At 69.0% G+C, this 20,019-nt stretch carries 18 protein-coding genes and 1 pseudogene; 8 read left to right on the plus strand and 11 right to left on the minus strand.

The features are described from left to right. Positions 1–16 precede the first annotated feature (16 nt). Together NNI01S_RS24215 and NNI01S_RS24220 are read right to left on the minus strand one after the other, a co-directional pair. Entirely contained in the window at positions 17–556 is a 540-nt protein-coding gene (locus tag NNI01S_RS24215) for a hypothetical protein (RefSeq protein WP_157114945.1), read from the minus strand. Positions 557–704: 148 nt separating this feature from the next. Continuing rightward, a complete protein-coding gene (locus NNI01S_RS24220) occupies positions 705–1,379 on the minus strand; it encodes an NAD(P)-dependent oxidoreductase (protein WP_063022432.1) in 675 nt (224 codons plus the stop codon). Between the two features lie 85 nt (positions 1,380–1,464). On the opposite strand from NNI01S_RS24220, the gene NNI01S_RS24225 reads away from it, so the two are divergent. Beyond that, positions 1,465–2,166, plus strand: a complete 702-nt coding sequence (locus NNI01S_RS24225) for a TetR/AcrR family transcriptional regulator (RefSeq protein WP_063022433.1) — start codon at positions 1,465–1,467, stop codon at positions 2,164–2,166. Positions 2,167–2,203: 37 nt separating this feature from the next. On the opposite strand, the gene NNI01S_RS24230 is transcribed toward NNI01S_RS24225, so the two are convergent. Together NNI01S_RS24230 and NNI01S_RS24235 are read right to left on the minus strand one after the other, a co-directional pair. Beyond that, positions 2,204–2,443: a TetR/AcrR family transcriptional regulator gene (locus NNI01S_RS24230; RefSeq protein ID WP_063022434.1), complete on the minus strand. Its 240-nt coding sequence runs from the start codon at positions 2,441–2,443 to the stop codon at positions 2,204–2,206. Continuing rightward, a complete protein-coding gene (locus NNI01S_RS24235) occupies positions 2,440–2,763 on the minus strand; it encodes a hypothetical protein (RefSeq protein WP_157114946.1) in 324 nt (107 codons plus the stop codon). Before NNI01S_RS24235 ends, NNI01S_RS24230 begins: the two co-directional genes overlap by 4 nt. Positions 2,764–3,529: 766 nt before the next feature. Here NNI01S_RS24235 and coaE point away from each other — a divergent pair. Further along, a complete protein-coding gene (gene coaE, locus NNI01S_RS24240) occupies positions 3,530–4,741 on the plus strand; it encodes a dephospho-CoA kinase (protein ID WP_063022436.1) in 1,212 nt (403 codons plus the stop codon). Positions 4,742–4,873: 132 nt separating this feature from the next. On the opposite strand, the gene NNI01S_RS24245 is transcribed toward coaE, so the two are convergent. Both NNI01S_RS24245 and NNI01S_RS24250 read right to left on the minus strand, forming a co-directional pair. Next, a complete protein-coding gene (locus tag NNI01S_RS24245) occupies positions 4,874–5,398 on the minus strand; it encodes a ribonuclease FAU-1 family protein (protein ID WP_063022437.1) in 525 nt (174 codons plus the stop codon). Positions 5,399–5,454: 56 nt separating this feature from the next. Then, on the minus strand, positions 5,455–6,105 hold the full coding sequence (locus NNI01S_RS24250; protein ID WP_157114947.1) for a ribonuclease FAU-1 family protein: 651 nt from the start codon (positions 6,103–6,105) through the stop codon (positions 5,455–5,457). A 551-nt stretch (positions 6,106–6,656) separates the two neighbouring features. Between NNI01S_RS24250 and uvrB the strand changes: the two genes are divergently transcribed. Next, positions 6,657–8,846, plus strand: coding sequence for an excinuclease ABC subunit UvrB (uvrB, locus tag NNI01S_RS24255; protein ID WP_063022438.1), 2,190 nt, complete (start codon positions 6,657–6,659; stop codon positions 8,844–8,846). Between the two features lie 65 nt (positions 8,847–8,911). Here uvrB and NNI01S_RS24260 read toward each other — a convergent pair whose 3' ends face one another. Continuing rightward, positions 8,912–9,382 (minus strand): VOC family protein, encoded by a 471-nt coding sequence (locus NNI01S_RS24260; protein ID WP_063022439.1) that lies wholly within the window; start codon positions 9,380–9,382, stop codon positions 8,912–8,914. Between the two features lie 52 nt (positions 9,383–9,434). Between NNI01S_RS24260 and NNI01S_RS24265 the strand changes: the two genes are divergently transcribed. The 3 genes from NNI01S_RS24265 to NNI01S_RS24275 all read left to right on the plus strand — a co-directional run bounded on the left by NNI01S_RS24265 (position 9,435) and on the right by NNI01S_RS24275 (position 11,715). After that, positions 9,435–10,334 carry a helix-turn-helix domain-containing protein gene (locus tag NNI01S_RS24265; RefSeq protein WP_084489263.1) on the plus strand — a complete coding sequence of 300 codons (900 nt, stop codon included), beginning with the start codon at positions 9,435–9,437 and terminating at the stop codon, positions 10,332–10,334. Between the two features lie 26 nt (positions 10,335–10,360). Beyond that, positions 10,361–10,774: a DoxX family protein gene (locus tag NNI01S_RS24270; RefSeq protein ID WP_063022440.1), complete on the plus strand. Its 414-nt coding sequence runs from the start codon at positions 10,361–10,363 to the stop codon at positions 10,772–10,774. Positions 10,775–11,262: 488 nt separating this feature from the next. After that, complete coding sequence (locus NNI01S_RS24275) at positions 11,263–11,715, plus strand: universal stress protein (protein WP_063022441.1); 453 nt, start codon at positions 11,263–11,265, stop codon at positions 11,713–11,715. 81 nt (positions 11,716–11,796) lie between these two features. Here NNI01S_RS24275 and NNI01S_RS24280 read toward each other — a convergent pair whose 3' ends face one another. The 3 genes and pseudogenes from NNI01S_RS24280 to NNI01S_RS24290 form a co-directional block, all read right to left on the minus strand. Further along, positions 11,797–14,094 carry a HelD family protein gene (locus tag NNI01S_RS24280; protein WP_063022520.1) on the minus strand — a complete coding sequence of 766 codons (2,298 nt, stop codon included), beginning with the start codon at positions 14,092–14,094 and terminating at the stop codon, positions 11,797–11,799. Positions 14,095–14,264: 170 nt separating this feature from the next. Continuing rightward, positions 14,265–14,549 (minus strand): annotated as a pseudogene (locus NNI01S_RS24285) (antibiotic biosynthesis monooxygenase family protein); the annotation flags it as partial. 11 nt (positions 14,550–14,560) lie between these two features. Continuing rightward, positions 14,561–15,910, minus strand: coding sequence for a diguanylate cyclase domain-containing protein (locus tag NNI01S_RS24290; protein WP_063022442.1), 1,350 nt, complete (start codon positions 15,908–15,910; stop codon positions 14,561–14,563). 276 nt (positions 15,911–16,186) lie between these two features. On the opposite strand from NNI01S_RS24290, the gene NNI01S_RS24295 reads away from it, so the two are divergent. After that, positions 16,187–17,335: a beta-ketoacyl synthase N-terminal-like domain-containing protein gene (locus NNI01S_RS24295; RefSeq protein ID WP_063022443.1), complete on the plus strand. Its 1,149-nt coding sequence runs from the start codon at positions 16,187–16,189 to the stop codon at positions 17,333–17,335. Between the two features lie 249 nt (positions 17,336–17,584). Beyond that, positions 17,585–18,295: a sigma 54 modulation/S30EA ribosomal C-terminal domain-containing protein gene (locus tag NNI01S_RS24300; RefSeq protein ID WP_245676351.1), complete on the plus strand. Its 711-nt coding sequence runs from the start codon at positions 17,585–17,587 to the stop codon at positions 18,293–18,295. Positions 18,296–18,298: 3 nt separating this feature from the next. On the opposite strand, the gene NNI01S_RS24305 is transcribed toward NNI01S_RS24300, so the two are convergent. Continuing rightward, complete coding sequence (locus NNI01S_RS24305) at positions 18,299–19,855, minus strand: sensor histidine kinase (RefSeq protein WP_084489267.1); 1,557 nt, start codon at positions 19,853–19,855, stop codon at positions 18,299–18,301. Between the last annotated feature and the right edge of the window lie 164 nt (positions 19,856–20,019).

The following is a 20,019-nucleotide window of genomic DNA, read 5'->3' on the forward strand; positions in this document are numbered from 1 at the left end:
TTTTCGTTGAGCGTCTTCAATCTTCTTCGTGCCGCGACGATTTCGTCGTGCCCCGTTCGACCCGTGGGGCGATCGCGGGCGGCCGTGCCGCCTCGTGTGGCGCCACCATCTGGGCTGTGGTGAGCGCGACGACCTCGATCTGCTCGAGCCGCAACCCGAGCGCGGCCAGCCGCGCGATGACGCCCAGCCGATGCTCCGGCAGGCCGGGGCGGATCACCAGCGGTTCCCGCTCCGGAAGATTCAGGACATAAGCACGGCGTTCGGCGTCGAATCGCACCGGGGCGCCGTCCCGGATGGCCCGGTAGGCGTCCACATCCAAGGTGCTGTGCCGGATCGGGTCGATCATCAGCGACTCGACGAATTGCTCCGTCTGCCGCAGCCACGGCTCTTGCTCCGACGGATCCAGATGCTCGATCCGCTGAGCCACGCGCCACCGGTAATCCGCCGCCGCATGGCGCAGCAGAGCGCGGTGCCGCTCGATCTCGGCAGCGAAGGCCACGAGTTCTTCGTGATCCACGGCGAGACGGTCGGGCGTCGAAGCATGGACGTCGGGCATGGTGACCCCTATCTCTCGGGTTGCGGGTTACTTTGTGTGGCAACCAGATCGACGTCCGACATTCTTATTGTGCCGGAGGGGTCCGACAGAAACGGCGCGTGCGGCAGTGGTCCTGACGATCAGCTCTGCGGCTCTCCTGCCTGGCCGGTCAGTAGCCGACTGTGAAGCGGCGCTGGACGAAGCGCGGCAGTTCGGCTTCGTCGAGGAGGGCGACCGCCACGTCTTCGGCGGAGATGTCCGGGCCGACCAGGAGCTGATCACCACCGATCCGGAAGCGGGCGGTGCGTTCACCGGGATTGATCCGCCCGGAGGAGGGGCTCAAGTAGGTCCAATTGCGGTTGGACAGTCGATAGATGGTCAAGGCGTCGCGCAATGCGCGCACGACCCGGGCGTATTCCGCGGGCACGTCGAGCACTTCGGTGAGGGTGCGAGTGAACTCGTCCCCGGTGTCGAGCAATTGGACACCGGGTGCGACCTCCAGGCTGCCCGCTCCGCCCACCGCGATCAGGCGGACGCGCGGCCGCCGGTCGAGCGCGGCGACCATCGCCCGCGCGCCCATCACGAAATCGTCCGCCTTGGCGATGGTGTCGGCGATGCCGTGCCCGGCGTTCACAGCGCTCACGACGACGTCGAGGCCGGCGATCGCGTCGGCGATGCTGTCGGCGTCGAGCCAGTCGGCCACCGCCCACCTCTCGTCTCCGTGCCGGGCGGGGAACCGCGCCGCGTCGCGGGTGAAGGCGGTGACCCGGTGACCCCGGCTCAGCGCTTCGGTGACGACGCGCGAACCGATGACGCCGGTCGCACCGAAAACACCGATATCCATGACAGCTCCTTAACGACGTTCATTTACTACACGGCGTTCAGTAAAGACACGGCAGATAGTAGCCGAACGTTGTAGAGTGTCAACCGTGGCCGAGATCGGGACAAGTCGCCGGGAGCGTCTGCGCGCCCAGACGCTGGAGGACATCGAGACGATCGCGATGCGGCTGCTGGCCGAGGGCGGCCCGGACGCGATCTCGCTGCGGGCCATCGCCCGCGAGATGGGGATGACGGCGGGCGCGATCTACGGCTACTTCGCCACCCGCGACGATCTGATCTCCACCCTCATCTCGGAGGTCTATACCGCCCTCGTGGACCGGCTCGAAGCGGCCCGCGACGCCGTTCCGGCCGAAGATCCCGCCGCACGCATCGTCGCCTGGGCCGACGCCGTGCGCGCTTGGGCGGTCGAGCGACCCGCCGAATTCCGGCTCATCTATGGAGACCCGGTCGCCGGTTATCGACCGCCGCCGGGTGGACCCGCCGTCGCGGCCGAATTGCGCGCCTGCACCGGCCTGGTCGGTCTCGCCGCCGCCGCCTGGCCCCGGGCCGCGGCGACGCAGTCCGCGGGTGACTGCGCGTGGTCGGACTTCGACGCGGGCTTGGTCGAGCATGTCCGGTCCGAGTTCCCGGAGTTGCCCCCCGACGCACTCGCCCTCGCGCTGCGCATGTGGGGCCGGATGCACGGGCCGATCGCGCTCGAGGTGTACGGCCACCTACGTCCGCAATCCCAGGACCCGGCAAAGCTTTTTCGCGCGGAGATGCGCGATCTGGTTCGCTCTCTCGGCTTTTGAGTAATGGCCGCTGCGGCGACTCCGGAGCGGCGTAGCTCTAGCGTGCCGGCGCTGTCGTCGCGCGGGAGCCCGGCTCCATGGGCCCGTGCGCGATGTCATGAAAAGCGTGGCGCAGCAAGGCGATGATGCGCTGTGGCGGCGCGTCGCGCAAGCCCTCCAGTTCGAGCAGGTGGCGGCCGATCACCACGCCGATGGTGAGGGCGCCCAGCAGTCCGGCCCGCAGGTCGGCCTCGTCGTCGGCGAGTTGCCCGGCCGCTTCGCGCTGGCGCTCGGTCATGGCTTGGTTTCGCCCGGCTTCGCCGGTGTGTGGTCACGGAACTCGAGATTGCCGGTAATGCGCCAGATCCATAATCGGCAAGGTTCGGATGCGCGGGATATTGTGCCGGTGTCCGCGTCGCCAACACCGTCATCGGTTTCGGTGTTGCGGTAATTCGGCGCCGCGCCTTCCTTCCCGGCGCTTCCTCCATTGCCCGGGATGGCTGGATCGGTCCGCGTGGGTTCGGCCATCGCGCCGCCCGCTCGGATGTGCGCGAAATCACCGGATAGCGGGAAAACATTTCTGTCGGCGGCATGGGCGGAGGGCATTTTTCGTCGCACGACACGAGTTATTTCCGCAATCGGAACCGTCGTGAGACGATGCGCCGACCGGCGCGCTCGGCCCTGGTGCAGGTAACTGATCTTGCATCTGTACTTGCATTTTCTGCTGGGCGAGGCCGGGTGCTGCCGACGTAAAGGGTGGTGCGGCGGGGCCGGTTACCGTGCTGGACTCCGAATCCCGCGCACGCAAAGCAGTGGCCCAGCCTTGGCTAGAGGCTGGGCCACTTCGAACTCGGGTTCAGCTTGCGGTAGCAGGTACCCACCGGACCGCTGGTGCGGCCGGACGGTTCCGCATGGCAGCGAAACTGTGCCGCGCGGGACTGATGAACGCGGTGAACCAAGAGCGGCGGTGCTCGGCGAGCGCCGCCGCGACAGCGGGGATCTGAATGCAGTGCACTCGCCCCGCCATGCCCAGGCGGTGGCGACCCGTCTGGTTGATTCTGGTGCCCAATGGTGTTCCTTTGCTTCGCTGGTGTCGGCCTGGATCGCCACGGCGAAGATTAGCGGAACGAAAGTGCGCGGCAGAGTATTTTGCCCGAGTAATTGCCCCGGCGTGTCGGAAAGTCGCCGCGGTGGAACGGCAAACGTCCGGAATTGTTGCGAATCGGTCTCGGCGTTGTCACGGATCGGGCAAATGGCGTCACGGGTGGTGGAATGCGCGGGCCTACCGGGTAATCGGCGGGACCGGCCTCGTCCGGTCCGGCGGGCGGGCGGCGCGCTCGGGGCGGCGGACGCCAGGGCCTGGTCCGGATGCGAGACTGGTCGAATGTTACGAATCGGCCTCACCGGAGGCATGGGAGCGGGGAAGTCGACGGTGGCCCGGGCGCTCGCCGACCTCGGCGCGGTGGTCATCGATTCCGACCTCATTGCCCGGGAAGTGGTCGAGCCGGGCACCGAGGGCCTGGCCGCGCTGGTAGAGGCGTTCGGCGCAGGCATCCTCGCCGCGGACGGCAGCCTCGATCGGCCGGCCCTGGCCGCCAAGGCCTTCGGTGACGACGAGGCGCGCGCGAAACTGAATTCGATCACCCATCCGCTCGTCGGGAAGCGTACGGCGGAATTGATCGCCGCCGCGCCCACGGATGCCATTGTGGTGCAGGATATTCCGCTTCTGGTGGAAAACGGTCTCGCGCCGCTGATGAATCTCGTGCTTATCGTCGATGTCGATGCGGAAACTCGTATTCGCCGCCTGGTGGAATTCCGCGGTGTCGCCGAAGCCGATGCGCGCGCGCGTATTTCCGCGCAGGCCACCGACGAACAGCGCCGAGCCGTTGCCGATGTGTTGCTGGATAACAGCGGCGCGCCGGGTGCGGTCGAGGAGCAGGTGCGCCGACTGTGGGCCGAGCGTCTGGTGCCATTCGAGCGCAATCTTCGTGGCGGGACGCCCGCGCGCCGCGGTGACATCCGGCTCGTGCCCGCCGATCCGGGTTGGCCCGCGCAAGCGCAGCGGCTGATCGCCCGGCTGTGGGTGGCCTGCGGAAGCGCCGCGTCCCGGATCGATCACATCGGTTCCACGTCGGTGCCTGGGTTGCCCGCGAAGGACGTGATCGATCTGCAGATCACCGTCGCCGATCTGACCGCCGCCGACGGCTTGCGCGACACTCTCGGCGCGGCGGGATTCCCGGTGCGTCCGGACAACACCCAGGACAATCCCAAGCCGACGCCGCGGGACCCCGCTGGCGTCGATACCACTCTGTGGACCAAGCGCTTCCATCAGAGCGCCGATCCCGGCCGGTTGGCCAACGTGCACGTGCGCGTCGACGGTTCGCCCGGGCAGCAGTACGCGCTGCTGCTGCGGGACTGGCTGCGCGCCGACGCCGAGGCCCGCGCGGAGTACGTCGCCGTCAAGCGTGAGGGCGAAGCCGCGGCGGCGGGCCTGAGCGGCGCGGAGGCGACCGCGGCCTACCTCGGAGTCAAGGAGCCGTGGTTCGACGCCGCCTATCTCAGGGCTCTCGCTTGGCGGGACTCGTCGGCGCCGTAACGGCGGGCGCGTTCGAGGCGGTACCGGCGGCGTCGGTCCGGCGCGACGAAGCGGACCCGCCGATTCCTCCGTCGCACGGTGCCGATGTGCGACGGAGGGTCGCTCGCGACGTGAATCGGCCGAGTGCGGGAGCTACAGCCACGTCAGAGTGATATCCATGGTTTCCAGCCAGCCCTCGAAGGTGTGGCCGTTGGCGGCGATGCCGTCGATGGCGGCGGTCGCGTGCTGCACGGCGGCCTCGGCCTCGGCGAGGCCGATCAGCCCCGCGGCGTGCGCGGCGATCAGCTCGTCGACGTCCAGCAACTGGGTCTCGCGCGAGGAGCGCACGACGATGTCGAGGTAGTGATCGACGGACTTCCACTTCTTCGGGGCCACCGCCGTGAAATCACCGATGTCGAGGTAGTAGTCCTGGTCGCGCCGATGCGCGGGAAGATAGTGGAATATCGTCGCGCGCAGGTGCAGTTTCGGCAGCAACCACGACTCGATGTAGTGGAACTGCGGGTGATCCGAGGTGCGGGCCATGTACAGGCCCCACGGCTCGACGTGGTACTTCTCGACCGGACGCACGAAACCTTTCGGATCCGTGTTCGTCAGATCCGCGATGTTGAAGTACTCGACCTTGGGCCGGTGCACGTCGACGATGGGTGCCTGCGTCATGCATCAAGAATCTACCGCCGTTCTCGACGCGTCGAGCCGGGGCAGTAATCGGCGGGCTACATCCAGGTGAGGACGATGCCGTGGGTGGCGAGCCAGCTCTCCACGCGGTGCTCGTGCGCCGCCAGCCCGTCCAGCACGGCCGTGGCCCGCTCGAAGGCCCGGTGCGCCTGCGCGGTGTCGACCAGCCCGGCGGCATGCGCGGCGAGCAACTCGTCGACTCCGAGCAGTTCGGCGGTGCGCCCGCGGCGCACGGCGATGGACAGGTACTGGTCCACCGCCTTCCAGCGCTTCTGGCCGACGCGGGTGAACTCCCCAACGTCGAGGCGGTAGACCGGTTCCCGGTGGTGTGCCGGGTTGGTCCGCGCCAGCGTCGCGCGCAGCGAGAGTTGCGGCAGCAACCAGGATTCCAGGTAGTGCGAATCCGGTCCGCCGACCCGGCGCGCCATGTACAGGCCCCACGGTTCGGCATGGAAACGATCGACCGGGCGGACGAAGCCCTTGGCGTCGGTATTGGTGAGTTCGGCCAGATTGAAGAACTCCACCCTCGGCCGGTGCGGCGCCGGTCTGGCCGCGGCGATCGGCCCTGGTGGGGCGGCCGCGGCGGCGCCGGCGACGGAGGGAACCACCGCGCGGATATCTCTGGCGACGTACCCCGCGAGGCCGGTGACGGCCGGTACGGCGACGAGCAATGGAAGCAGACCGCTCATGGCTCTTGTCCTTCACCACGTCCGAACAACCAGATCAGGTTACACCTGACGCGGGGTCGTCGCGCGGTTCGCGATAAGGTGTTCTTCCACACGAAACATGTTGCCGCAACGGACATTTCGGACATGTAACCGTCCGCTCGCAGTGGCCTCCGCACGGCTGTGCGGTGCGTTGGCGCGCACCCGCTCACGCGGCTTTCCGCGGCAACTTCTCCGGCCCCGAGGGCGATTCGTGTGTGCTCGGCAAAAGCTTTGCGGGGCAGTTGCTTTCGCCGCGGATCGCTCGGGCATTCCTCTTTGCCGTCGGCGGGATCGCCTTCGGCGGGATTGCCTTCGGCGTACGCCTCCGGCCCGGTGGCCCGGCTGTGCCGCGGCATCTTCCGGCCGTGGCGGGGCGGCTCGAGAGTTCCCCGTGACTCCGGCGGTGGCATGGCGACGCGACGGGGTGCCGACGTGATCAGGCTCACATTCTCCGATGCTCCGGCGGGGGGCCGGCCCTGACGGTCCGACTGCGCCCCGGGAACCTGTCGGTGGGTGGGCCTACGCTGGTGAGCATGGCATTCGCAACCGAGATTCCGGCGGAGGGCTTCGAGGAGCGGGCCGCCGAGCAGCCGCTCGCGCACTCGGAGTTCCGTCCGGTCGGCGAGATCGAGCGCGTCGGCGGCCGGTTCGAGGTGGTCAGCGAACACCAGCCGGCGGGTGACCAGCCGGCCGCGATCGCCGAGCTGGAGCGCAGGATCAAAGCGGGGGAGCGCGACGTGGTGCTGCTCGGCGCCACCGGTACGGGAAAGTCGGCCACCACGGCCTGGCTGATCGAGCGGTTGCAGCGGCCGACGCTGGTGATGGCGCCGAACAAGACGCTCGCGGCCCAGCTGGCCAACGAACTGCGCGAGATGCTGCCGAACAACGCCGTCGAGTACTTCGTCTCCTACTACGACTATTACCAACCCGAGGCGTACATCGCGCAGACCGACACCTACATCGAGAAGGACAGCTCGATCAACGACGACGTCGAGCGATTGCGGCATTCGGCGACCTCCAGCCTGTTGTCCCGGCGCGACGTGGTGGTGGTCGCCTCGGTGTCGTGCATCTACGGCCTCGGCACGCCGCAGTCGTATCTGGACCGCTCGGTGCAGCTGGAGGTCGGCTCCGAGATCGACCGGGACGCGCTGTTGCGGCTGCTGGTCGACGTGCAGTACACCCGCAACGACATGGCGTTCACCCGCGGCTCGTTCCGGGTGCGCGGCGACACCGTGGAGATCATCCCGTCCTACGAGGAACTCGCCGTCCGCATCGAGTTCTTCGGCGACGAGATCGAGGCGCTGTACTACCTGCATCCGCTCACCGGCGATGTGGTCCGCCAGGTCGACATGCTGCGGATCTTCCCCGCCACCCACTACGTGGCGGGCCCGGATCGGATGGAGCGCGCGGTGCGCGACATCGAGGCCGAACTGGAGGATCGGCTCGCCGAGCTGGAACGCCAGGGCAAGCTGCTGGAGGCGCAGCGGCTGCGCATGCGCACCCAGTACGACTTGGAGATGATCCGGCAGGTCGGGTTCTGCTCCGGCATCGAGAACTACTCGCGCCATATCGACGGCCGCCCGGCCGGTTCGGCTCCCGCGACGCTGCTGGACTACTTCCCGGAGGATTTCCTGCTCGTCATCGACGAGTCGCACAACACCGTCCCGCAGATCGGCGGGATGTACGAAGGCGACATGTCCCGTAAGCGCAACCTGGTGGAGTACGGCTTCCGATTGCCGTCCGCGGTGGACAACCGCCCGCTGACCTGGGAAGAATTCGCCGATCGGATCGGGCAGACGGTCTACCTATCGGCCACGCCCGGTCCGTACGAACTCGGGCAGACCGGCGGCGAGGTGGTCGAGCAGGTCATTCGGCCGACCGGCCTGGTCGACCCCAAGGTCGTGGTGAAGCAGACGAAGGGGCAGATCGACGATCTGATCCACGAGATCAGGGAACGCACCGAGCGCGACGAGCGCGTCCTGGTCACCACGCTCACCAAGAAGATGGCCGAGGATCTCACCGACTATCTGCTCGGGCTGGGCGTGCGGGTCCGCTACCTGCATTCCGAGATCGATACGTTGCGCCGAGTCGAGCTGCTGCGGCAGCTGCGGCTCGGCGAATACGACGTACTCGTGGGCATCAACCTGCTGCGCGAAGGTCTCGACCTGCCCGAGGTGTCGCTGGTGGCGATCCTCGACGCGGACAAGGAGGGATTCCTCCGCAGTACCACCGCGCTGATCCAGACGATCGGCCGCGCGGCGCGCAACGTCTCCGGCGAAGTGCACATGTACGCGGACAAGATCACCGACTCCATGCAGTTCGCCATCGACGAGACCGAGCGCCGCCGCGCGAAGCAGATCGCCTACAACGAGGAAATGGGGATCGATCCGCAGCCGCTGCGCAAGAAGATCGCCGACATCCTCGATCAGGTGTACCGCGAGGCCGACGCGACCGAGGTGGAGGTCGGCGGCTCCGGGCGCAACGCCAGCCGCGGCAGGCGGGCGCAGGGCGAGCCCGGACGGGCGGTGAGCGCGGGTGTCTACGAGGGCCGCGACGTCAAGTCGATGCCGCGCGCCGAACTCGCCGATCTCGTCAAAGAACTCACCGCGCAGATGATGAACGCGGCTCGCGAACTGCAGTTCGAGCTCGCCGGGCGGTTGCGCGACGAGATCGCCGATCTGAAGAAGGAATTGCGCGGCATGGACGCCGCCGGATTGAGTTGACCCGCACAGCAGCGGCGCTGCCTCCGCGAGCCGTTCCTCGAACGGCCGCGGAGGCAGCCGAGCCGTCAGGCTTGGGTGGCCATCCATTCGTTCACCCGGCGCTCGGCCTCTTCGCGCGAGACGTCCTCGACCTTGGTGAGCACCACCCAACGATGGCCGAAGGGGTCGATGATCACGCCGAACCGGTCACCCGTCACGAATGTCTGCGGCTGTTCGACGTTGCGGGCGCCGTGCTCGACGGCGCGCCGCACGACCGCGTCGACATCGGGGCAGTAGTGCACGATCGAGGTGTGCACCCATTCGCCGTTCGGCGCCAGCACTCCGTTGTCCGGGATCGGCAAGCCCATCTGCAAGGTCGAGTCGCCGATCTTCAGTTCCGCGTGTGCGGGCTGCCCATCGGGCAGGTCGTTGCGGGTGATCACCTCGGCCTCGAAAACGGTGGTGTAGAAATCTATCGCCTTGTTGCCGTCGCCGACCGCGAGGAAACAGGTGATCGAGTGGTAGCCATCGGCGATGGGATTCACTGTGTTCGTCATGACCACTACTGTTGCCGGTCGCGGACGCCGGGTCTTGTAAGAAAGCGACATCGTGCCGCATAGCGCCGAACCCGCCGCCGAGCCGCCGCAGGCCCGCAATCCGCCCACACCCACCGATACCAAGGGAATCCTGCATCCGGACGAGCAGGCGAAGCATCGGTCCCTGATCCGCGTGCCGCCGGGGCCCGCGGTGGACCGCTACGTCGAGTGGTACTGGGCGGTGCGCTGGGACCTGCGCGGCAGGCCGCCGTACCGGGCGGAGGTGCTGTCGTATCCGAGCGTGAACGTCACCTTCGAACGGTCCGGGTCGCGGACCGGCGGATTCGTCAACGGTGTGGTCACCACGAAATTCATGCGCGAACTCAGCGGGCTCGGCGAGACGTTCGGTATCCGCTTCTGTGCGGGCGGATTCGGTGCGTTCACCGGCGTGGATGTCGGCTCGTTGCGTGACCGCGCGGTGCCCGTCGCCGACGTGCTGCCCGATGGCGCGAACCTGACCGAGCGGGTGCTCGACGCGGCGACGGTCGAGCAGCGCTGCCGCGTCGTCGAGCAGTACCTCGCGGACCGTCCCGCGGTCGAGGACCGGACCTATCGATTGGTGCGGCGCATCGTCGATGCCATGGCCACCGACCAAGAGCTGACCAGGGTCGATCAGATCGCCGAGCGCTTCGGCGTGCCCGCCCGCACGCTGCAGCGCATGTTCCGCCGTTATGTCGGCGCGGGGCCGAAATGGGTGCTGCGGCGTTATCGGTTGCAGGACGGCGCCGAACTGCTCGCGAAGGGCCGTACCGAAGACCTCGCCGCATTGGCCGCCGACCTCGGATATTTCGACCAGGCCCACTTTTCGCGTGAGTTCACCACGGAAGTGGGTATGGCCCCGCTGGAATATGCCAAGAATTCGCTACGTTTCCGCAACGAGGTCACCGCCAAGATCATGCCGACGAGGACTTAGTTGCCCTAGTGCGACGAGGAGCCGACATGGACGTCGTGGTGTTGATCGGACGAGTGTTGTTCGCGGTGCTGTTCCTGACTTCCGCCCTCGGCCATTTCACCCGGACCGACACGATGGCGGGGTATGCGCAGAGCAAAGGCGTGCCGATGGCGAAGGCTGCCGTCTTCGGCTCGGGCGCGCTGTTCGCCGTCGGTGGCCTGAGCGTGCTGCTGGGCATCTGGGCCGACCTCGGATCGCTGCTGCTCGTCCTCGCGCTGCTGCCGACCGCTTTCGTGATGCACCGGTTCTGGCAGGAGACGGATGGGGAGGCCAAGCAAACCGAGCTGATCCAGTTCAACAAGGATTTGGCCCTGGCCGGCGCCGCCCTGATGTTGTTCGCGTTCTTCGCCCATGTCGACGAACTCGGATTGACCATCACCGGACCGCTTTTCGACCTCTGACCGGGGATCCGCGCCAATTGTGCGCGTCCTTTCCGACCGCCCCGGAAGACGAAGCCATGAACGGCATAGGAGCGATTCTCGGCATATTCTGAGCAAACTACCGGCGGCGGCTCCGGCCGTGCGATGGTCCGGCCCCGATCGGCCCGGTCCGGACACGTGATTCACCTGCGCGACGGGCCGCTCTTCGTGTGACGGACCTGGCTCTGTGATGAATATCCCAGGCCCGCAATGGGGTTCGAGGCGGTTGTGGCACCTCACAAGTTTAGTTCGGTGGAATTGCGTCTGCCCTGGTTGGTCCGGCCTTCTCGCATTCCCTGGCGAATCCGCGGCGGGAATGGAGCGCGGACCCCCGGTGTGATGTCTTGCGATTTCTCAAATTTCCGCACCATTTGCCGCTATGGTCGAGCCCAGTCGCCGCGCCGGGCCCCCGGTCGAGCCGGGACGAACCCGCCCGCGGCACCCGACCCACCGCATAGTTGGAGGAGAGAATGACCGCCTACCGGACCATTGTCGTCGGTACCGATGGCTCGGACTCGTCGTATGTCGCCGTCGAGAAGGCAGGCGCTCTGGCCGGCGTGTCCGGCGCGACCCTGATCGTGGCCTGCGCGTACTACCCGACCGACGACCGTGACGTCGCCGCCGCGGCCGACGTGCTCAAGGAAGAGGCCTACCAGGTACGCGGTTCCGCGCCGACCAACGAGATCCTGCGCATCGCCCGGGACAAGGCGATCACGGCGGGCGCGGCCGACATCGTCGAGCGCGCCATCGTCGGCGAGCCGGTGGAGTCGCTGCTGGCGCTGGTCAAGGAGGTCGACGCCGACCTTCTGGTCGTCGGCAACCGGGGCTTGAACACCCTGGCCGGGCGGCTGCTCGGTTCGGTGCCCTCCGACGTGGCGCGCAAATCCCGCTCCGACGTCCTGATCGTGCACACCGTGCGCTGAGTGCGGCAACGGTCGAAAGGCTCCGTGTTCTCGCGATCGCGAGGGCCACGGAGCCTTTCGTCGTTTCGGGTGTGCGGCCGATCAGCGCAGCCGGTCGAGCACGCCGGGCAGGTCCGCGCTGTGCACCACACCCAGGCGCTGGGTGGCGCGAGTCAGCGCGACGTACAGATCGTTGAGCCCGCGCGGTGATTCGTCGAGGATGGCCTGCGGTTCCACCAGGTACACCGCGTCGAACTCCAAGCCCTTCACCTCGTGCACGGTCAGCACCCGAACGGCCTGGCCCGCCAGGTCGGCCAGCGAGGCCACCAGCGCCTGCGGAGCGAGCACCGCGGTGGTACCCGGCCCGGTCTCGGTGGCGACCAGCCGGGCGACCTCCGCGTGCACGTCGCCGGGCGCGACCCGGTACGCCCGCGGTGCGACGCCGGTCTCGCGGACCGAGCGCGGCGCGGTCGCCGTCGGATCGATGGCGGCCAGGACGTCGGCGGCGACGTCCATGATCTCCGCGGGCGTGCGGTAGTTGACGGTGAGCTCGGTCAGCTTCCACCGGGACGCGACGTAGGGCTCCAGCATCCGCTGCCAGGAGGACGTGCCCGCCGGGTCGCCGGTCTGCGCGACGTCGCCGACCACGGTGACCCACCGGTTCGGGATTCGCCGCATCACCATGCGCCAGGCCATCTCCGACAGCTCCTGCGCCTCGTCCACGATCACGTGGCCGTAGGTCCAGGTGCGATCGCCCGCGGCGCGCTCGGCGGTGGTCTGGCGGGCGCGGAAGTCCTGGCGTTCGGCCAGCTGGCTCGCGTCGATCAGGTCGTAGGCCATCAGGATCTCGGGGTCGAGGTCGTCTTCGAGATCCTGGGGCGCGGAGCCGGTGAGGATGTCGAGGGCGTCCTGCGCCTCGGCGATCTGTGTGCGCCAGCGGCGGCGGGCGCGTTCGCGTTCCTCGGTGTCGTCCACGCCGAGCAGTTCGGCCAGCTCATCGAGCAGCGGCGCGTCCGCGGCGCTGAACTGCCCGTTGTCCGGCCGCAGCAGTTCGGCCCGGTCGGCGGGGTCCAGCGAACTCGCGGCCCGGTCCAGGCGCTTGGGGTCGGCGAGCAGGTCGGCCAGGACGTCCTGCGGGGACAGGATGGGCCAGAGTTTCGCGATGGCCTTCTGAATCTGCGGGTCGGCGCGCATCTCGTCGCGGATCTCGGTGAGGTCGGCCGAGCTGAGCAGACTGGGGCCGCCGGACAGGTCGGCGCCCATCGTCTGCGCGAGCTGATCGGTCAGCGCGTCGACCACCGACGCGGCGAAGATCGGGCGGGCCAGGTTGTGCGGGCGCCGCGAGGACCGGGCGCGGCCGCGGGCTTTGGTGGCGATCTTGCGATCCAGCGTGACCGGATAGCCGTCGAAGCTCAACCGGATCGGTTCGCCGGGCACCTCTTGCCGGTCGCGCACCGCCTGCTTGAGCACCTCCAGGATGCTCAGCGATCCCTTGATCTCGCCGGCGCGCAGCGAGTCCTCGCGCGCCGCCCGCACGCCCGGGTAGAGGTCGCCGATGGTGGACAGCAGCACGCCGGTCTCACCGAGCGACGGCAGCACCTGCCCGATGTAGTCCAGGAAGGTGGCGTTCGGTCCGATGATCAGCACGCCGCTCTTGGCCAGCTGCTGGCGGTAGGTGTAGAGCAGATACGCCGCGCGGTGCAGCGCGACGGCGGTCTTGCCGGTGCCGGGCCCGCCCTGCACGACGAGCACGCTCTTGTGCTCGGAGCGGATGATCGCGTCCTGCTCGTGCTGAATGGTCTCGACGATGTCGTTCATGTGGCCGGTGCGGGCGGCGTTGAGCGCGGACAGCAGCGCGCTCTCGCTACCGACACCGCCGTCGGCGCCGGTGGCCCCGGCCCGGCGCGCGGCCTCCAGATCGAGGTACTCGTCGTTGATCGCGGTGACCTTGCGATTGCGCGACCGGATGTGCCTGCGCCGGGTCACGCCGTCCGGCGCCGCGGTGGTGGCCAGGTAGAACGGCCGCGCCAGCGGAGCGCGCCAGTCCAGCAGCAGGCTCTCGTAATCGTCCTTCTCGTCGAGGATGCCGAGCCTGCCGATGTAGCGGTACTCCTCCTGCGCACCGTCCAGGTCGATGCGGCCGAAGCACAGGCCGTGCTCGGCGGCGTCGTATTTCGCCAGGTCCTCGGTGTAGAGCTGGCTGAAGGACTCCCGTTCGCTGCGGGCCTGCGGGGTGCCCCCGGTCTCCAGCAGCACGGTGCGCAACCGGTTGCGCGCGTAGGCGCGCATCTCGTCGAGCCGCTCGTAGAGCACCGACAGGTACGCCTGTTCCTGCTCGGTCTCGCGGGTCCGCTCGGGAGCGCCGTCCTGGGCGGCACGGTCCTGAGTGAGGTCGGGCAAACTGAACTCCTTGTCACCGCGAACAGGCGTGAGCGCATCACCCGGCCGGGCAGGCGCACGCACGGAAAGCAGAGTTGTCGATTCTACTGGGGTTGCGGCGGGCTCGCCGTAAGCCCAGGCGGGGGCCCCTGCGGCGGGACGGGGGTGAACTCGTCCGACGGTGTGAGGGCTACCGGCGCGAAGTGCTCGACCGCCGGGAACGGGTCGTAGAAGTGGTGGAGCAGATCCTTCCAGCGCTGGTATTCCGGCGAACCGCGGAATCCGACGACGTGATCGTCGATGTGGTCCCATTCCACCCGGAGCAGGTAGCTGCCCGGCGACTCCACTCCGCGCGACAGCGACAGCGACCGGAAACCGGGCATGCTCGCGATGATCGGCCGCGCCGCGGCGAAGGCGGCCTCGAAATCGGCCGCGCGCTCGGGGCGAACCGGCAGCAGGGCGTGTTCGATGATCATGCGCGAGCTCGTCAGGACGCGTGGGTGCTGTTCGGCCTACGGCCCTTGGTGACGGTGCCTTCCCGGCGCCCGGGGGGTTTGGCCCGGTACATCGCCAGGTCCGCGTCGTGCAGCACGGACTCCGGGCTGCGCCGATCGCCCACCCCCAGTTCGGTGACGCCGATCGAGGCGTTCACCTCGATCCGGTGCCCGCGCGCGATGATCGGCTCGGCCATGGTGGAGCGCAGCCTGCTCACCAGCGCTTCGATGTCGACGCGACGGGTGCGGCCGGACAGCAGGACCAGGAATTCGTCGCCGCCCAGTCTGCCGACGATGTCGTCGCCGCGCAGCGCGCGCTGCAACCGCTGGGCGACGATCTGCAACACGGTGTCGCCGATCGCGTGCCCGAGGGTGTCGTTGATCGCTTTGAAACCGTCCAGATCGATGAACAGCACGGTGGACACCGGCAGCAGTTCCTCGGTGCTGGCCAGCGCGGCTGCCAGCTGGGACAGGATCAGCGAGCGGTTGGCCAGCCCGGTGAGCGAGTCGTGAGTGGCCTGATACTCCAATTGCCTTCTGCTGGCACGGAATTCGGTGATATCGGCGAAGGAGGACACCGCCGACGAGCGCGGGTCGCCGGGATTGAGCAGCCGGCTGCTGCCCGACAGCCAGCGGCGCTGTCCGTCCACCCGGTCGACGCCGAAGACGTAGCCGGTGATGGTCTCGCCCGTGGCCAGCGTGCGCGCCACCGGATGCCGGCTCGGCGGCAGGGGCTGGGCGTTCGCGTCCAGCAGCACCAGCGGCAGCGACTGGATGGTGCGCCCGATCACCTGCCGGTCGGGCCCCTCGGTGCCGAAGATGCGTTTGGCCGCCGGATTCATCGATTCGATCCGGCCCTCCGGATCGATCACCACGACGCCCTCCTCCAGCTGGGAGACGACCGTGGTGAAGTAGTGCTCGGCCCGGCGCTGCGCGGCCTCGGCGTGACGCTGGGCGGTGAGGTCGTGGATCACCACCTGGTAGGCGAGGCGGTCGTGCCAGGCGGTCAGCACCGACACCGTCTCCACGGGGACGGTGCCGCCGTCCACGCGCATCAGCGTCATCTCGGTGGGGATGGAGGCCGCGCCCGCGGTGGTGAGGGTGCTGATGCGGTCGAGCATCGAGGGGACCGACGCGGGGTGGACGAAGTCGGTCAGCGGACGGCCGACGATCTCCTCGGCATCCTCCGCGGCGAGTAGCCGCACGGTCGCCGGGTTGACGTAGACGACCCGCCCGCGCTCGTGCACGCAGATCCCGTCCGGAGTGTGTTCGACCAGGGAGCGGTAGCGCGCAGCCAGCTGTTCGGCGGCGTCGACCGCGGCGGCCAGCTTGTCGTCACCCACTCGAACCCCCGATCATCGACCCCATTATGGCCATTGGAACACGGGATTATTCTGGTATCGACGTGGACAAGATCACACCGTCCACGCTATTGCTTCGATCACAGTACTGGCACGTTCTCGGCCCGGATCCGGCGATCATTGCAGATACCGGTTGTCGCGTCGAGGAGGGGCGAACCGCTCGAGCGTCCCGGGCAGCCGGCGAAGGAGCGATTCATGCCGGGTGCCGACCCGAATAGCGCCGCGCGGGTGCCGACTCCGCCGGGGCATCGAGATCAGATGACCATCGCCGGGATCGGTGCGATCACCGGCTACGGATGGGGGCGGGAGCGCCTGTGGGACGGCTTGCTCAGCGGCAAGTCGGCGGCGGCCCTGCGATCGGGTTACGGGCCCGGCCGGGACGAGGACGCGTGGGTCGCGCTGGTGCCCGACGGCGGCGACCCCGAGGTGAGCACCAGCCGTTACGGCCGGGCGGTGCACGAGGCGGCGCGGGAGGCCGTCACCGACGCCCGCGCCCGCGGCTGGCGGCCCGGCCGCACCGTGGGCCTGCTGCACGCCATCGTTCTCGGCGACGTGGCGAACTGGCGCGACTTCTACCTCGTCGACGGGGGCAACCGCCGGTCCAGGGAGTACCTGCGGCTGTTGCCTTCGACGCCGGTCTCGATGCTGATGCAGGAATTCGGCTTCCACGGTCCGGCCATGAACGTCTCGGCCGCGTGCAGTTCCGCCAACGTGGCGCTGATCACCGCGAAGCTCTGGCTGGACGCGGGCATGGCCGACGACGTGATCTTCGTGGCGACCGACCTGTCCGCCACCCCCGACATGCTGGCAAGTTTCGTCCGGCTCGGCGCCGCGGTTACCGACGCCGAGCCGATGGACGCGTGCCGACCCTTCCAGCAGGGCAGCCGCGGGTTCAGCATGGGGGAGGCTTCGGTGGCGTTCGTGCTGACCCGTTCGGCGGAGCGGCCCTACGTGGCGGTGCTGGGCGGCGCGATGTCCAACGACGCCTATCACGTGGTCTCGGTCGACCCGGCGCACGAGCAGATCCTCGATTGCACGCGCCGCGCGCTGGCCGCGGCGGGCGTCACCGCCGCGGACGTGCGTTACTTCAACGCGCACGGCACCGGGACCCGGCAGTGCGACATGGCCGAGCACCATCTGCTTCAGCAGGTGTTCGCCGACCGCCCGCACATCTACGCGCTGAAACCGCTGGCGGGCCATTGTCAGGGCGCCGCGGCCGCGGTCGAGGTGGCGGCGGCCGCGCTCGGCTACGACCGCGGCATCGTGCCCGCGCCCCCGATCGTCGCGCCCGCGCATCCGCGGTTGCTCGACGGCCCGGCGCCGTTCGAGGGCGGCATCACCCTGAAACTCTCCCTCGGCATGGGTGGGCACAACTCCGCCGTGGTGCTCGGCGCTGCTCAACCGTGATGTGTACGGGCCGAATGTATTTCCCGATGCGAGTAATCGGACCGCCTGCTCTGTCACGAACCTGAATCCCGACTGCGCCAGCCCTTTTCGCCGATGGGGACTTTCGGCCCTGTTCGCGGCACCGCTCGCAGTGCTGGCATAGGGACGGGACGGATCGATCTGGAAAGCGGGGCAATGCAGATGGTCTCATCATCAGGACTGCGATGCGCATCGGAACAGTGGACGACGGCCGCCGGTCCGGAAGTGGCGGTGACCACGCGAGGGGAGGTGGCCGTCCTGGACGTCACGCGGGCGGTGCGCGCCGTCACTCGCGTGCTGCGGCGGCATCATCTCGACGCGCCCGCCCGGGTGCGTCTGAGCGCGCCGTCCGATCCGGACGCGCCGACGGTCGTGCAGGTCGACGTGCGTCATCTCGACGTCGTCATCCGGGTCCAGGTCACCGGGCCGCGCGGGTTCGCGGTGACCTTCGCCGCCGAGCGGCTCGACCGCCGATTGGCCCGGATGGCCGCGCGGGAGGCGCGGACCTGGCCCGATCCGGCCCGGCCCCCGCTGGCCCGCGCCGGTGCTCCGCGTCCGATCGTCCGCCGTAAGCGGTGCGCCCTGTCCACCTGCACGCCCGCCGAAGCGGTCGCGGTGCTGGACGCCATGGATTACGAGGCCCACCTGTTCACCGACGCCGAGACCGGTGAGGACGCGGTGGTGCATTGGGCGGCGCCGGGCGTGCGGCTCATCCGCCAGACGGCGACCTATCCGCCGATCCGGTCGCCGGAGATGGTCCGCAGCACCCCGCCGATCGTCGTCGACGCGGAACCCGCCGCCTGCCTGGATTCGGTCGAAGCGGCGAATCTGTTGTGCGGCAGGGGATTGCCGTTCCTGTTCTGCACCGACCCGGACAGCGGCCGCGGCGCGCTGCTGTACCGTCGCCACGACGGTGATCTGGCGCTCGTGGCGCCCGCCTGATCGCTAGGCCAGTGGCGCGGACCAGTGCACCCTGGTCCCGCCGTTCTCGGCCCGACCAACCGTGCAGCGACCGTCGGACATGGTCGCGCGCTGCGCGAGGTTGGCCAGCCCGCTCGGGGTCACCTCCGCCGGCATGCCCGTTCCGTTGTCCTCGACGAGCACGGTCAGCTCGTCGTCGACGGTGATCTCGATGGCGAGCCGGTTGCCGCCGGAGTGGCGCACCGCGTTGCTGACCGATTCGCGCACCACGGCCTCGGCGTGGTCGGCGAGGGCGTCGCCCACCACCGACAGCGGTCCGGCGAACCGCACGCTGGCCCGGAACGCGCCATCCGCGGTCTGCTGGCGCACGGCGTCCTCGAGCCGCCGCCGCAGCGGATCGCCGCCGTGCAGGTCGAAGATCGACGTGCGGATCTCCTGCACGACCTCCTGCAAGCCATCCATCTCCGCCGAAAGCCGCCGCCGCACCTCGATATCGTCGGTGCGGGCCGCGGTGGCACGCAACCCGAGCCCGACCGCGAACAGCCGTTGGACGACATGATCGTGCAGGTCACGCGCGATGCGGTCGCGGTCGGCGAGCACGTCGAGCTCGCGCATCCTGCGCTGGGTCTCGGTCAATTGCATGGCCAGCGCCGCCTGGTCGGTGAACGCGGCGGTCAGCTCGACCAGGTCGCCGGGGTACGGGGCGCCGTCGGGTGGACGCACGAGGATCAGCACGCCGAGCACGAGATCGGCGGTCTGCAACGGCAGCACCAGCGCGGGCCCCGCGGCGCCGACGGCGGCGCCGAGGTCTTCCGGCCCGGCGCCGGACACCTGCACCGGTGTGCGCTGCGTGAACACCGTGCCGGTCGCGGTGCCCGCGACGTGCACCCGTCCGGGTCCCGGGCCCGGGCCGAACCATTGCGCCACAACGAGTTCGGTGGCTTCGTCGGGCGGCGTCGCCGGTGGCACCACGGCCAGCAGCGCCTGCTGCGAGCCGGTCAGCGCGCGGGCGCGCGCGACCACCTGCGCCAGCACCAGGTCCGGCGCCGTACCCGCGAGGAACTCGGTCGCGATATCGCGGGTCGCTTCGATCCACGCTTGCCTGGTCCGCGCGGATTCGTACAGCCTGGCGTTCTCGATGGCGATGCCCGCCGCGGCGGCCAGGGCCAGCACGATGGCCTCGTCGTCCTCGGTGAAGGGCTGCCCTCCCGCCTTCTCGGTGAGGTAGAGATTGCCGAAGATCTCCTCGCCGATCCGCACCGGAACGCCGAGGAAGCTGCCCATCGAGGGATGGTTGGGCGGAAAGCCCACGGAGGCGGGATGTTCCGACAGGTCGTCCAGCCGGATCGGTCGCGGGTGCGCCAGCAGCAGTCCGAGTACGCCCTGCCCTTCGGGTGAACGGCCGATGTGGGTGTGCGTCGCGTCGTCGACGCCCTGGAAGAGGAATTCGACCAGCCGCTCGTCGTGCCCGCGGACGCCGAGCGCGCCGTAGCGGGCGTCGACCAGGCGGGTCGCGGTCCGCAGCAGGGCGCGCAACGTGTCGAGCACCGTTGACGGAAGAGGGGGGATGAGGTGCGTCATGGGCGATTCGGGGTGGCCGGTGGGGTGCGCACAGCGGGCTCAGTGTAGTCGCGGCCGGTGCGCACGTCGCGGAGTTGGGCCGAGCGATGACCGGTGCCGCGCCGGAGCTACCGCGCCAGGCCGTCCGACCGGGTCGAACACCTGGGCGCGATGTTCTTCATCAC

It is taken from the genome of Nocardia niwae NBRC 108934 = DSM 45340 (assembly GCF_001613465.1).
Classification (GTDB): domain Bacteria; phylum Actinomycetota; class Actinomycetes; order Mycobacteriales; family Mycobacteriaceae; genus Nocardia; species Nocardia niwae.